The organism is Vitreoscilla stercoraria DSM 513 (assembly GCF_000382305.1).
Lineage (GTDB): Bacteria > Pseudomonadota > Gammaproteobacteria > Burkholderiales > Neisseriaceae > Vitreoscilla > Vitreoscilla stercoraria.
Genome location: NZ_KB908019.1, coordinates 216,159 through 230,643, shown reverse-complemented (window position 1 = coordinate 230,643; position 14,485 = coordinate 216,159). Strand labels below are relative to the sequence as shown.

The window sequence follows — 14,485 nt, the reverse complement described above, 5'->3', positions numbered from 1 at the left end:
TTGAACACCAACTTGATGCGCTGTTGTTTTTACCACTACTTGCAAAAAAAACAGCGAACTTCAGGTTCGCTATGGGTATTTTTGGTAGGCATGATTGGATTCGAACCAACGACCCCCACCATGTCAAGGTGATGCTCTAACCAACTGAGCTACATGCCTATGCTTAACTTTTAAAATAGGCGATTATTGTAGCGAGATTCGATTTAATTGGCAATACAATACAGGCGTGATTGGCTTATAATGGCTTTTTTATTTGCTCTACCAATTCTATGTTGAAATTTGAACTGTTAAAACAAGATGGTTTGGCCCGCCGTGGTCGCATCACTTTGAACCATGGTACGGTCGAAACGCCCGTTTTCCAACCTGTTGGCACTTACGGCACTGTCAAAGCCATGACGCCAAAAGACTTAGACGACATCAATGCCCAAATCATTTTGGGCAATACTTATCATTTGTGGTTGCGTCCTGGTTTGGATGTGATTCGTGAGTTTGGTGGCTTGCATGATTTTATGGGCTGGCAAAAGCCTATTTTGACCGATTCAGGCGGCTTCCAAGTATTCAGCTTGTCTGACATGCGCAAACTCACCGAAGAAGGCTGTACTTTCAAAAATCCAATCAATGGCGACAAATTGTTTTTGTCTCCTGAAATCTCGATGCAAATTCAAACCGTCCTGAATTCTGATATTGTGATGCAATTGGATGAATGTACTCCTGGTGATGCCAGCGCTCAAGCGGCACAAAAATCTTTGCAAATGAGTTTACGTTGGGCGGAACGCTCTAAAAATGAATTTGACCGCTTGAACAATCCTAATGCATTGTTTGGCATTGTTCAGGGCGCGATGTATGAAGATTTGCGTGATGAATCTTTGGCAGGTTTGAATGAACTGGATTTTGATGGTGTGGCCATTGGCGGTTTGTCAGTGGGCGAAGCCAAAGAAGACATGTATCGCATTTTGCAACACATCGGTCCGCAATTGCCTGCTAACAAGCCACATTATTTGATGGGCGTGGGCACACCTGAAGATTTGATTGAAGGCGTTGCCAATGGTGTGGACATGTTTGACTGTGTGATGCCAACACGCAATGCGCGTAATGGTTGGTTATTTACCCGCTTTGGTGACTTGAAAATCAAAAATGCTGTCCATAAATTAGACAAACGTCCCATTGATGAAACTTGCACCTGTTACACATGTCGCAATTTCAGCCGTGGTTATTTACACCATTTGCATCGTGTTGGCGAAATTTTAGGTGCACAATTGAACACCATTCACAATTTGCACTACTACCAACAATTGATGCAAGACGTACGCGACGCCATTGATGCAGGTCAATTTGCAGCTTTCCGTGTGCAATTTGCAGCAGAGCGTGCGCGCGGCGTGTAAAGTCTACGTAAAAAACAAGTGGCGTTTTTGACTTTTAAGCAAGAGTCATTACAATAGCCGCTGACTGTTAATTCAATTTTTAATACATTAAGGAAGACAATGAACGAACAAGTACTGTCGTTTTTGCCAATGATTTTGGTTTTGGGTGTGTTTTATTTCTTGATCATGCGTCCGCAACAAAAGAAATTCAAAGCCCATCAACAAATGTTAACTGAGTTGAAAAAAGGCGACAAAGTCGTGACTGGCTCAGGTATGGTTGGCAAAATCACCAAAGTGAGTGACCGTTTTTTCACTGTTGAAATTGCTCCTAATGTGAATGTGGAATTTGAACGTCAAGCCATTACTGCTCGTTTGGATGCCACTGGCGCAGCCGTCGAAGACAAAAAAGACTAATCATTTCTCTCCAATAAACCGCTCTGAAGAGCGGTTTATTGTGCTTCAAAGGCTTAAGGCATGAATCGCTATCCTTTATGGAAATACCTGTTGATTGCCGTATTGGTCGTCATCAGTTGTATTTACACCATACCCAATTTCTATGGTGAAACCCCTGCTGTACAGGTTTCTACCAACCGCCAAGCCATTGTCATTGACGATGTATTGGCACAAAAAATCAATACTGCGCTGACTCAAGCAAACATCAAAACCGAAGGTGATTTTTTTGATGATGGCAGTTTGAAATTCCGTTTTGCGTCTACTGAAGAACAAATCAAAGCGCGTGATGTGATAGACCAAGCTTTGGGCGATGGCTACATCATTGCTTTAAACTTGATTCCCAACACACCGACTTGGATGAGCAACATCAACGCTCGCCCGATGTTCTTAGGTTTGGATTTACGTGGTGGCGTGCATTTCACTTTAGAAGTGGACATGAAAGCAGCGCAGCAAAAAACCTTAGACCGCATCACAGGCGATATCCGTCGTGAAGCAGCCAAACAAAAATTAATGATGGGCGAAGTCAAACTCACCGATAACAGCGTCATCATTCCGTTTCAGGACGCTGCTGCTGCGCAAGAAATGTTCCGCAGCATGAGCCGCCAATTGGGTCAAGAAGCCACGTTGCAATTGCTTGAAGGCAATCAATTACAAGCATCGTTAACCGAAGCACAACTATTGCAAATCAGCTCGGCTGCTGTGTCACAAAACATGAACACCTTGCACAATCGTGTCAATGAATTGGGCGTAGCGGAACCTGTGATTCAACAAGCAGGTAGCAACCGCATTGTGGTGCAATTGCCAGGCGTACAAGACACAGCCAAAGCCAAAGACATTTTGGGTCGTACGGCAACGTTGGAAGTGCGCATGGTGTCGGATGATCCCGCTTTGGTACAACAAGCGATGTTAGGTACTGCACCTGATGGTTATGAATTGTTGCCAAATGCAGGCGGTCAAGGTTCAACTTTGGTCAGCAAACAAGTGGAATTGACTGGTGACAACATTCAGGACGCTCAACCTGGTTTTACTGAAAACAACCAAGCATCTGTGAATTTGGTTTTGGACAGTTCTGGTTCAGACATTTTTGCAGATTTGACTCGCGCCAACCGCAACAAGCGCATGGCGATGGTCTTAATCGACCAAGGCAATGCCGAAGTGGTGACTGCACCGACCATCAACGAACCGATTACCGGTGGTCGTGTACAAATTTCAGGCAGCATGACAGCGGCGGAAGCCAACGATACAGCCTTATTATTGCGCGCGGGTTCTTTGGCAGCACCGATGCACATCATTGAAGAACGTACCATTGGCCCTAGCTTGGGTGCAGACAACATTACCAAAGGTTTCCATTCAACCTTATGGGGCTTTATAGCTGTGGCCGTATTCATGGTGATTTACTACCGTGTGTTTGGTGTATTCTCTGTGATTGCGTTGACCTTCAACTTATTGTTCTTAATTGCTTTGCTGTCCATCTTACAAGCGACCTTAACCTTACCAGGTATTGCTGCCATTGCATTGACTTTGGGTATGGCCATTGACTCTAACGTGTTGGTCAATGAACGCATTCGAGAAGAGTTGCGCGCAGGGCTCCATCCTCATATTGCCATCAGCAAAGGTTATGAACATGCTTGGGCGACGATTGTGGACTCTAACTTGACTTCGTTGATTGCAGGTGTGGCATTGCTCATCTTTGGTTCAGGTCCTGTTCGTGGTTTTGCGGTGGTGCATTGTTTGGGTATTTTGACTTCGATGTTCTCATCGGTAGTGTGCTCACGTGCGTTGGTGAATTTGTGGTACGGTCGCCAAGCCCGTTTGAAATCCATTTCCATTGGTCAAGTATGGCGTCCTGAAACAGACACACGCCCTGCGGTAGAAAAGGAGTAAACCATGGAATTGTTCAAAATCAAACGTGACATTCCGTTCATGCGCTATGGCAAATTGACCACAGCCATTTCATTGATCACTTTCATCTTGGCAATGTTTTTCTTGTTTACCAAAGGTCTGAATTTCTCAGTAGAGTTTACAGGCGGCACGGTGATGCAAGTGCAATACAGCCAAGGTGCAGACGTCAATAAAATCCGTGACGATTTGCACACTTTGAACATAGGTGAAGTACAAGTTCAAGCCTTAGGCACCACGCGTGACATCATGATACGCTTGCCTAACAAAGGCTCAGAAGCCAATGCCAATTTGTCCAATCAAGTGATGGAATTGCTCAAAAAGCAAGACCCGAACGTGCAATTATTGCAAAACGATTTTATTGGTCCACAAGTGGGTGAAGAGTTGGTAAGCCATGGCTTATCGGCTTTGGCGATGGTGTGTATCGGCATTATTATTTATTTGTCGGTGCGCTTTGAATGGCGTTTTGCGGTATCTGCCATCATTGCCAATATGCACGACGTCATCATCATTTTGGGCTGTTTTGCCCTCTTCCAATGGGAATTCTCATTGACGGTTTTGGCGGGCATTTTAGCGGTTTTGGGTTATTCGGTGAACGAATCGGTGGTGGTATTTGACCGTATTCGTGAGAACTTCCGCAAACCACAAATGCGTGACAAAACCATCCCTGAAGTTATCGACAACGCCATCACTGCCACGATGAGCCGTACCATCATCACCCACGGCTCGACCGAAGCGATGGTGATTTCAATGTTGATTTTCGGTGGCACGGCATTGCATGGTTTTGCCATGGCTTTGACCATCGGTATTGTGTTTGGCGTGTATTCATCGGTTTTGGTGGCCAGCCCATTGTTAATGGCATTTGGTTTGAACCGTCAAAACTTGGTCAAAGAGCGTAAGAAAAAAGAAGAAATTGTGGTTTAATTTCTGCCTCTCAAAGCGGCCTGAAACCTTTCAGGTCGCCTCTACATTTGAAATACATACAATATTATGGATTTTTTCTATTTCATCATCGATTTCATTTTGCACATTGATGAACACTTAACCCAACTGAGCGCACAATATGGCGTGTGGATTTACGCCATATTGTTCGCGATTATTTTTTGTGAAACTGGCTTGGTAGTCATGCCTTTATTGCCAGGTGATTCATTGTTATTTGCCGCAGGCAGCATTGCGGCCATTGGTGGCATGAACATTCATTTGATGGTTTTATTGCTGATTATTGCTGCGATTTTGGGCGATGCGGTCAATTTCACCATCGGCAAATATTTTGGTGAAAAGCTGTTTTCCAATCCCAATTCCAAGATATTCAAACAATCTCACTTACAAAAAACCCAAGATTTTTACGCCAAACATGGCGGCAAAACCATCATCATTGCCCGCTTTATGCCGATTGTGCGAACTTTTGCACCATTTGTAGCTGGCATGGGTCGCATGCATTATGGACAATTTTTCTTGTACAACGTCATTGGTGCGGTGTTGTGGGTAGTGGGTTTTTCTTATTTGGGTTATTTCTTTGGCAATATGCAAATCGTTAAAGACAATTTAAGCTTGGTTTTGATTGCCATTATTGTGTTGTCTGTTTTGCCTGCAGTGATTGAAATTGTCCGTCACAAAATGGCTGCCAAAAAAGAAACCGCATGAACCAACGCATCCATACCTTACCCGACCACCTCATCAACCAAATTGCCGCAGGCGAAGTGGTCGAGCGTCCTGCAAACGCGCTCAAAGAGTTGTTAGAAAATGCGTTGGATGCTGGTGCTACGCGCGTGGACATTGCTTTGCAGCAAGGCGGCATCAAACACATTCGTTTGACTGACAATGGCAATGGCATCGCTCACGAAGATTTGGCTTTGGCTTTGCACCGCCACGCCACCAGCAAGATTCGCTCTTTGCAAGACTTGGAAAATGTTTCGAGCATGGGTTTTCGGGGCGAAGGTTTGGCGAGTATTGCCGCCATCAGCCGCTTAACATTGACCAGCAAAACTGCGGATGCGCCGCACGCCATGAGCGTCACCGCCATCGATGGCGTCTTACATGCCCCAACGGCTGCCGCTCACGGCCTAGGCACCACGGTGGAAGTGGCAGACATTTATTTCAACACGCCTGCGCGACGCAAATTTCTAAAATCCGACCAAACCGAATGGGCGCATTGTTTGACCGCCATCGAACGCATTGCTTTGAGCCGTCCTGATGTCGCATTTTATATTTCACACAATCAAAAAACCGTACACCAATTGCCTGCACAAACCTTGCTTGAACGCATAGGCGCTATCGTTGGCAACGATTTTCAGGACGCTTGTTTGCCCGTACAAGGCGACAATGGCTTGATGCATTTATCAGGCTTTATCGGCAAACCCACTTACAGCAAAGGCAAAAGCGACAAGCAATTTGTGTTTGTGAATGGGCGTTTTGTGCGCGATAAAATCGTTTTGCATGCAGTCAAACAAGTATATCAAGATGTGTTACATGTGGCTTTGACGCCTGCTTTTGTGTTAAACGTCAACGTGCCTGCGCATGAGGTGGATGTCAATGTGCATCCAACCAAATCCGAAGTGCGTTTTCGTGACAGCCAATCGGTACATCGTTTGGTGTTTCATGCTTTACACCAAGCACTGTCCAAAACCGATGCACGCCACACAGATTCAGTCAGCAATGCTGGTGAAGTTTTACAACAACAAGTCCAAAAAACTGCTGCTGCGCCCACTCAAAACAGCTTGCCATGGCGTGATACGTCGGCTTTCGAACGCCACACATCACCAGCATACAACAGCCAAGACCATCACCCCACTCGTTCACAAACGCCGTTTCAATACGCTAGCAACACCTCTTCCAAACCATTGAGCGCGCATGAAAGCAGACAGGCTTTACAAACGTATGCCACCTTGTACGACAAGCCTTTGCACCCAGCTGCCGCCACTCAAGCGCATACCAGCGCATCAACCTCAACCCATACCAACCATTCACACGATTTGAATATGGATTTGGCAGTCGACGATGAGGTGGAAAATCCATTAGGTTATGCTTTGGCGCAATTGTTGGGCATTTATATTTTGGCGCAAACGGCCGATGGTTTGATTTTGGTAGACATGCATGCCGCGCATGAACGGGTGACTTACGAAAAACTAAAAAGCCAACATGAAAGCGGCAATGTCGCCACACAAGCGTTGCTGATTGCGCAAGACTTTCGCGCAAGCGCGTTGGAAATGGCCACATTAAACGGTTTTCAGAACGCCTTACAACAATGGGGATTGAGCTTGAAAGCCGTTGCTGAACACACGATTGCCATTGAATCCGTGCCTGCATTACTGGCCAAAAGTGATGTCGAAAAACTCAGTCGTAATGTGTTGGCAGAATTGGCACAAGTAGGCAGCAGCGACACCTTACAAGCCAGCCAAAACCATATCTTAGCCACGATGGCGTGTCATGGCTCGGTGCGAGCAGGACGCAGTTTGACTTTACCTGAAATGAACGCATTGCTGCGTGACATGGAACAAACCCCTCGCGCCAACCAATGCAATCATGGCAGACCAACTTGGGTCAAACTCAAACTTAACGATTTGGATGCTTTGTTTTTGCGTGGTCAATGAATCATCCTGATTGACCCAATCAAGCGTCCTGTAAAAAGTTACAGGACGCTTGATTGGATACCATCATCAAAATTCTCAGACAACACATCAATGGTCTGGATTGTATCAACTTGAAATACCAGCGCAGAGCTGATGGCGCAGGTGCCAAACAACTGAATGCAGTTAATCACCACCTCACTTGGCTGGCAAATCCAAACGCCAAGGCGAGCCCTGCCAAGGTATGATGCGACCATCGTGGCTGATAAGCGCCAAAGTCAGCCATTTGCTTTGACCTACCTGAAACCAAAATGCCTGATGGTTGGCCATACAAGGACCGTGAGACAATTTCAATTTGGTATGCCCATTGATGAGCGTAGGCTGCAACAACCACGTTTTGGCATCTCGCATGTCAGCATCATCAGCTGCGGTTACCATCACCAAATAATTTTCAGGTGCCACTGTCACATCCAATCCCAAAGTCACATGTCCCACCTGTCCCCATGGCGATTGATGCACTTGCACCGCATCCAAAACGGGCTTTTGTCGCCACTTCAACTCGGTATTGGGTTGAGAAACACCAACCTGAAACGAATTGTTCAACGCCACCATGTCCGTATATTCAGCGGTGATTTGCTTGGAAGTCACGGTATACGTTCGACCAGCAACATAAGGGCGATTGGGCACCAATGCCACCCATTGTGGCAACCAATGCACGGTTTGGGTCATGGTATCGCTCTTACCATGTTGGCTTTGTAGCCATACTGGCGCGTAAGGTGCGGATTCGACTCGATTCAACCATACCACCGAATGCGGCTGCATGGTTTGGGTGTGAACCACAGAAAATGGTGCAGAAGGCAAACAGCTCAAAGCCTGCGCCTGAGCCATCCAAATACCCAATACCCCCACAAGCCAACCTTTCATAATCGCACTCCTGTTTTCATGATCCACGTATTGCAAATGTTTACAGGCCGCTTGCCATCACACACATGTGCTAATAAAGCCGCACATCAAGGTGCCAAACGTACTTTCGTCCACTGTCCATCGTCTTGCAAACGGTATTGCACTCGGTCATGCAAACGACTTGGGCGACCTTGCCAAAATTCCACACTGTCGGGAATCACCACAAAACCACCCCAATGCTCAGGACGTGGCACGTTCAATGGATGTTTGATGCCGATGGCAGCGGCGCGCTTCATCAAATGCGCTTTGTCAGGAATCACTTGGCTTTGCTCGCTCGCCCACGCACCGATTCGGCTGGCATAGGGACGTGAGGCAAAATACTCATCCGATGCCGCTGCATCCAATTTCACCACTTGGCCCTCTACACGCACTTGACGTTCTAATTCTGGCCAAAAAAATGTCACCGCCGCAAATGGATTCGCTTGCAAAGCCTGTCCTTTGCGACTGTTATAGTTGGTAAAAAACACCAAACCTTGTTCATTGACTTCTTTGAGCAACACAATGCGCGCATTAGGACGACCATTTTCATCCACTGCCGCCACATTCATCGCTGTCGGTTCATTGACTTTGGCATGCAAAGCCGCCTCCAGCCAAGTTTTGAGTTGCGTCAAAGGAAGTTCAGCGCAATCATTCAATTCTAAACTTTCTTTGGCATAATCTTGTCTGATGACATGTAAATCCATTCTCAACCCCCAATCAAAGCAAACGCTTCGATAAATCCAATTTAATTAAGTTATTAAACAACCCATTAATATGTCGTTTTGACGCAAAATGCGTTAAAATACGACCCAAGCTTTTCAAAAGGATGCATTTTGCCATGCAATTGACTGCAATCGGTTTGAACCATCAGACAGCCCCATTGAGCATACGCGAACGCTTGGCGTTTGCGGCACAATCGTTGCCTGACGCAGTGAAACAAATTGTACAAAACCGTGCGGCGCGCGAAGCAGTGATTTTATCCACTTGCAACCGCACCGAGCTTTATTGCGTCGGCAAAGCCAATGACATCGTCCACTGGTTGGCAGACTACCACAGCTTGCCTGAAAACGACATCCGCCCTTATTTGTACACCTTAGACAGCGACGAAACCATCCGCCACGCTTTTCGCGTTTCTTGCGGCTTGGATTCTATGGTTTTGGGTGAACCACAAATTTTAGGACAACTTAAAGATGCCGTGCGTGTGGCACAAGAACAAGCCAGCATCGACACCACACTGAACAATCTGTTTCAAAAAACATTTTCCGTCGCCAAAGAAGTGCGCAGCAATACTGCCGTCGGCGACAGCTCTGTGTCTATGGCGGCTGCATCGGTCAAAATGGCTGAACAAATTTTTCCTAAAATTGCCGATTTGAATGTGTTGTTCATTGGCGCAGGCGAGATGATTGAATTGGTAGCGACTTATTTTGCTGCCAAAAGCCCGAAAAAAATCACCGTTGCCAACCGTACTTTAGAGCGCGCTCGCCAATTGTGTTCACAATTGGGCGGCAATACCGATGCATCTTTATTGACCGATTTACCCAATATCATTCATCAATACGATGTGGTGGTGTCTTCTACTGCCAGCCCATTGCCGATAGTCGGCAAAGGCATGATTGAATGCGCCCTGAAACAACGTCGCCGCCATCCGATGTTCTTATTAGACTTGGCGGTGCCTCGCGACATTGAAGCGCAAGTGGCAGACATCAACGATGCTTATTTGTATACCGTCGATGACATGATGCAAGTGGTACAAATGGGCAAAGAAGCCCGCCAAGAAGCCGCCGCAGAAGCCGAATCCATCATCGAAAGTCGCGTGAACGAATTTTTATTATGGCAACGCTCACGCCAAGTCATTCCGACCATCAAGGCTTTGCGTGAAGCGGCAGATGTGCAGCGTCAGCAAGCTTTGAATACCGCGTTGAAGCAATTGGGCAAAGGCGTGTCTGCCGAAGAAGTTTTAGAAAAATTGTCTTTGCAATTGACCAACAAGCTTTTGCATGCGCCCACTGTCGCTTTACACCAAATCAACCAACATCCGCATTTGTCTGAAGCGGTCTCCGAAATTTACCGTTTACCTGAACATTTGTAGCGCTGTTTTTCACACAAGCAAGATGTGTCCATCGGACGCATCTTGCTTGTTTGCATTGTACACACGCTATTTTGAATCGCTCTTTAGAAAGTTGACATGAAAGAATCCTTGTTACAAAAACTGCACCAATTGGCAGACCGTTTAGAAGAAGTGACACATTTATTGGCCAGTGAAAACGCCACTGCCAATATGGATGAATACCGTAAGCTGAACAAAGAATATGCAGAATTGACGCCATTGGTAGAAACTTACCAAGCTTACGAGCAAGCCAAACAAGACAAAATCGATGCTGAAGACATGTTATCTGACCCTGACATGAAAGAATTTGCAGTTGAAGAAATTCAGGCCGCCAATGACAAAATCGAGCAATTGGATTTGGCTTTGCAAAAATTGCTTTTACCTAAAGACCAAGATGATGACAAAAACGTCTTCATCGAAGTGCGTGCAGGCACAGGCGGCGACGAGGCGGCTTTGTTTGCAGGCGATTTGCTGCGCATGTATGTGCGTTATGCCGAGCGTCAAGGCTGGCAAACGGAAATGGTATCTGAAAGCGAATCGGATTTGGGCGGCTACAAAGAAGCGATTGTGCGCATCATTGGTACAGGCGTTTACAGCCAATTGAAATTTGAATCGGGCGCGCACCGTGTACAACGGGTGCCAGCCACCGAAAGCCAAGGCCGTGTGCACACATCGGCCTGTACGGTCGCGGTGATGGCTGAGGCGGATGAACTCGAAGACATCACCATCAATGCCGCCGACATTCGCATTGACACCTTCCGTGCTTCAGGCGCAGGTGGTCAACACATCAACAAAACCGACTCAGCGATTCGCATTACCCACTTTCCAACAGGCTTGGTGGTGGAGTGCCAAGACGGTCGTTCGCAACACAGCAACAAAGCGCAAGCGATGAAAGTCTTGGCCGCACGTTTGAACGATTTGCAACGCCGTGAAGCACACGACAAAGAAGCGGCTGAACGCAAGAGTTTGGTCGGCAGTGGCGACCGCTCAGAGCGCATTCGCACTTACAACTACCCTCAAGGTCGCGTGACCGACCATCGCATCAATTTGACCTTGTACAAATTGGATTTCATCATGGATGGCGATTTGAGCGAAATCACCAGTGCTTTGGTCACCGAACACCAAGCAGAATTGTTGGCATCCATCAGCGAAGATTGATTTCGCCATAGAATCAAACACATCTTGGCAGCGTCCTGTAAATGGTTTACAGGACGCTGTTTTTTGTCATGGCAATTGCAGTAAGATAAAAGCCATCCCACTTCAAAGTCTTGGTCTGAGAACTTTGAGCAAGAACATTGTCATACATTTTCAATATAACAGTATGATATTCACACACAGGAGTACCACATGGCCCATTATGCTATTGGCGATGTACAAGGTTGTTACACACAATTGATGAAATTGTTGTCTAAAATTGCCTTCAATTTTGGCAGCGACACCTTATGGTTGACAGGCGATTTGGTCAATCGTGGTCCCAAATCTTTAGAAGTTTTGCGCTTTGCCAAAGAACATGATTATTGTGTGCAAACCGTTTTGGGCAATCATGATTTGCATTTGCTGGCGGTGGCACATGGTCATGCTGAAGCCAAAAAAGGCGATACTTTAAGCCCGATTTTAAAAGCCACAGACAAAGATGTGTTGCTCGATTGGCTGCGTGCGCAACCATTGCTGGTCCAACACAAACAACATGTGATGGTGCATGCAGGCTTGCTGCCGCACTGGGACATTGATATGGCAAAGCAATATGCCGAACAAGTGCAAAACGTGCTCACATCAGAGCGTTTGGATTGGTTTTTACAAAACATGTATGGCAACAAACCGATTAAAGACCATGGCGAAATGACCGAATTAGAACGTTTGCGCTTTACTTTGAATGTGATGACGCGGATGCGCGTGATCAATCAACAACACGAGTTGGATTTGGATTTCAAAGGTGAAGTGTCTGATATGCCTGAAAATTTATTGCCTTGGTTCAAAGCCAAAAATCCAGCATGGAACGACCATACCATTGTATTTGGACATTGGTCAGCTTTGGGCTTGCATATAGATGACCATGTAATTGGTTTGGACACGGGTGCCATTTGGGGGCGCACCTTGACTGCCATCAATTTGTCCGACCACCAACGCATTACCCAAGTAGATGCCTCCCATTGAATTGATTTGAGAAAGTGTGTTCATGAGTGCTGAGTCTTTACAAGAATCGTTTGCGGCAATCCATGCTGCCAGTCGCCGCCACATCGTTGTCGATTGGGCAACGCGCCAACACCGTTTGCAGCAATTATTGTTATTGCTCAAAGAACAGCAACACGCCATAACAGCAGCCATTGCTGAAGATTTTGGGCAACGCAACCCAATTGAAACCTCGGTATTGGAACTGATTCCAAGCACACAAGCCATCCAACATGCTTTGAAACATGGCAAAAAATGGATGCGCAAGCGGCCTGTAAAAACTTCGTGGTTGTTTTTGCCTGCATCCAATCATGTCTTGCCACAGCCGAAAGGCGTGATTGGTATTGTGGTGCCGTGGAATTATCCTTTGTTTTTGACCATCGGTCCTTTGGTCGATGCTTTGGTCGCCGGCAATCGAGCGATGATTAAATTGTCTGAACACGCACCTGTCTTTGCGGCATTGATGGCACGCATCATACCTTTGTATTTTCAAGATGACGAAGTGAACATGGTCACAGGCGGCGCAGAGGTCGCAGCGGCATTTTGCGCCTTGCCATTTGACCATTTGCTGTTCACCGGCTCAACGGCTATCGGTAAACATGTGATGCAAGCAGCAGCGCCAAATTTAACCCCTGTAACCTTAGAATTGGGCGGCAAATCACCTGTTCTGATTCACGATGTGCGCCATTTACAGCAAGCTGTTGCGCGCATTATGTATGGGAAAATGGTCAATGCAGGGCAAACTTGTATTGCGCCAGACTATTTGCTCATCCACCATACTTTACTCGATGATTTTGTCGCAGCGGCACAAGCTTGGTTTGCGAAGACCTATCCAAAATGGGAACAAAATTCCGACTTCACGCACATCATCAACACCCAACAAAACCAACGCTTGCAAGCTTATTTGGATGAAGCCCAAATCCAAGGCGCGCGCATCATGGCATTGGCACCTGCCAAAGAAGGCTTAATAGCACCAAGTTTGGTCATCGATGCACCCAATCATTGCGCTTTGATGCAAGAAGAGATTTTTGGTCCCATTTTGCCGATTGTCACCACCGCATCATTGGACGACAGCATTCATTACATCAACGCCCGCCCTCGCCCTTTGGCCTGTTATGTGTTCAGCCAAGACTCAGCCGTACAAGAACGCTGTTTGCAAGAAATTGTGGCAGGCGGCATGTGTATCAATGAAGTGTTGCTGCATGTGGTGCAAGACGGTTTGCCTTTTGGCGGCATTGGTCCATCGGGCATGGGCGCGTATCATGGCAAAACAGGATTTGACAGCTTGTCACATCTGAAAGCGGTATTGGTACAAAAACGCTTCAATACCATGGGTTTGATGGGACCACCTTATGGTGTCGTGATTCGCAGTTTGTTGAAAATTTTAAAACCTTAAAGCGATAAGCAATCAAGCGTCCTGTAAAGGTTTACAGGACACTTGATTGTTACCAAATTGAACCATCACAACACGCCCAATCTTCTCTCACTAAAACCATTTGCAAGACAATTTCAAAACCATCAACCACCCATTTATAACACTTTTTCAAAATACACCCGATTAAAACCCTCTTCGCTGCGCCTATCCACTTCCACATAACCGATTTTTGGATACATCGCCGAATTGTTCGTCATTTTCTCATTGGTGTACAAACACACTTTGTGGATGCCCCAAGATTGCGCCGTTTGTTCACAAAACGCCACCAATGCCTTACCCACGCCTTGCCCTTGAGCAGCTTGGATAACCGCCACGCTTTCCAATAATACCGCTTCATCTTGTTGGAAAAACACAATATAACCGCATAAAATCCCATCCTCATTCTCAGCCACATACACACATTTTGCCGCAATTTGTGCCGCAAAATCTGCCAACATGGGCGCAGGTTTTCGCCCTATGGCTACAATATAAGGCGAATAAGCAGCAATTGCACAAGCTTCAATCGCAGCAACATCGGTCTGTTGTGCCAATCTAATGTTCATATTTTCCCTTT

At 46.4% G+C, this 14,485-nt stretch carries 13 protein-coding genes and 1 tRNA gene; 10 read left to right on the top strand and 4 right to left on the bottom strand.

Annotated elements, in window-relative coordinates:
* Nucleotides 1–82 precede the first annotated feature (82 nt).
* Nucleotides 83–159: transfer RNA gene (locus H150_RS0102540), tRNA-Val, on the bottom strand.
* A 110-nt stretch (nucleotides 160–269) separates the two neighbouring features.
* On the opposite strand from H150_RS0102540, the gene tgt reads away from it, so the two are divergent.
* From tgt to mutL, 6 genes are all read left to right on the top strand, one after another.
* A complete protein-coding gene (tgt, locus tag H150_RS0102535) occupies nucleotides 270–1,382 on the top strand; it encodes a tRNA guanosine(34) transglycosylase Tgt (protein WP_019957477.1) in 1,113 nt (370 codons plus the stop codon).
* Nucleotides 1,383–1,481: 99 nt separating this feature from the next.
* Entirely contained in the window at nucleotides 1,482–1,775 is a 294-nt protein-coding gene (gene yajC, locus H150_RS0102530) for a preprotein translocase subunit YajC (RefSeq protein WP_019957476.1), read from the top strand.
* Between the two features lie 60 nt (nucleotides 1,776–1,835).
* Complete coding sequence (gene secD, locus H150_RS0102525) at nucleotides 1,836–3,698, top strand: protein translocase subunit SecD (protein WP_019957475.1); 1,863 nt, start codon at nucleotides 1,836–1,838, stop codon at nucleotides 3,696–3,698.
* A gap of 3 nt (nucleotides 3,699–3,701) precedes the next feature.
* Entirely contained in the window at nucleotides 3,702–4,637 is a 936-nt protein-coding gene (gene secF / locus H150_RS0102520; protein WP_019957474.1) for a protein translocase subunit SecF, read from the top strand.
* Nucleotides 4,638–4,703: 66 nt separating this feature from the next.
* The gene (locus H150_RS0102515; protein WP_019957473.1) at nucleotides 4,704–5,357 is read left to right on the top strand and encodes a DedA family protein; all 654 of its coding nucleotides are present in this window, start codon (nucleotides 4,704–4,706) and stop codon (nucleotides 5,355–5,357) included.
* The gene (gene mutL / locus H150_RS0102510; protein WP_019957472.1) at nucleotides 5,354–7,303 is read left to right on the top strand and encodes a DNA mismatch repair endonuclease MutL; all 1,950 of its coding nucleotides are present in this window, start codon (nucleotides 5,354–5,356) and stop codon (nucleotides 7,301–7,303) included. The genes H150_RS0102515 and mutL overlap by 4 nt, the downstream gene beginning before the upstream one ends.
* Nucleotides 7,304–7,477: 174 nt before the next feature.
* On the opposite strand, the gene H150_RS0102505 is transcribed toward mutL, so the two are convergent.
* Both H150_RS0102505 and pdxH read right to left on the bottom strand, forming a co-directional pair.
* Nucleotides 7,478–8,203, bottom strand: a complete 726-nt coding sequence (locus H150_RS0102505) for a hypothetical protein (RefSeq protein WP_019957471.1) — start codon at nucleotides 8,201–8,203, stop codon at nucleotides 7,478–7,480.
* An 86-nt stretch (nucleotides 8,204–8,289) separates the two neighbouring features.
* Entirely contained in the window at nucleotides 8,290–8,925 is a 636-nt protein-coding gene (pdxH, locus tag H150_RS0102500) for a pyridoxamine 5'-phosphate oxidase (protein WP_019957470.1), read from the bottom strand.
* 134 nt (nucleotides 8,926–9,059) lie between these two features.
* Here pdxH and hemA point away from each other — a divergent pair, with 134 nt between their 5' ends.
* From hemA to H150_RS0102480, 4 genes are all read left to right on the top strand, one after another.
* On the top strand, nucleotides 9,060–10,310 hold the full coding sequence (gene hemA, locus H150_RS0102495; protein ID WP_019957469.1) for a glutamyl-tRNA reductase: 1,251 nt from the start codon (nucleotides 9,060–9,062) through the stop codon (nucleotides 10,308–10,310).
* A 96-nt stretch (nucleotides 10,311–10,406) separates the two neighbouring features.
* Nucleotides 10,407–11,486 carry a peptide chain release factor 1 gene (prfA, locus tag H150_RS0102490; RefSeq protein WP_019957468.1) on the top strand — a complete coding sequence of 360 codons (1,080 nt, stop codon included), beginning with the start codon at nucleotides 10,407–10,409 and terminating at the stop codon, nucleotides 11,484–11,486.
* A gap of 189 nt (nucleotides 11,487–11,675) precedes the next feature.
* Complete coding sequence (locus H150_RS0102485) at nucleotides 11,676–12,482, top strand: symmetrical bis(5'-nucleosyl)-tetraphosphatase (protein WP_019957467.1); 807 nt, start codon at nucleotides 11,676–11,678, stop codon at nucleotides 12,480–12,482.
* A 22-nt stretch (nucleotides 12,483–12,504) separates the two neighbouring features.
* Nucleotides 12,505–13,893, top strand: coding sequence for a coniferyl aldehyde dehydrogenase (locus H150_RS0102480; protein WP_019957466.1), 1,389 nt, complete (start codon nucleotides 12,505–12,507; stop codon nucleotides 13,891–13,893).
* Between the two features lie 134 nt (nucleotides 13,894–14,027).
* Here H150_RS0102480 and H150_RS0102475 read toward each other — a convergent pair whose 3' ends face one another.
* Nucleotides 14,028–14,474 carry a GNAT family N-acetyltransferase gene (locus H150_RS0102475; protein ID WP_019957465.1) on the bottom strand — a complete coding sequence of 149 codons (447 nt, stop codon included), beginning with the start codon at nucleotides 14,472–14,474 and terminating at the stop codon, nucleotides 14,028–14,030.
* Between the last annotated feature and the right edge of the window lie 11 nt (nucleotides 14,475–14,485).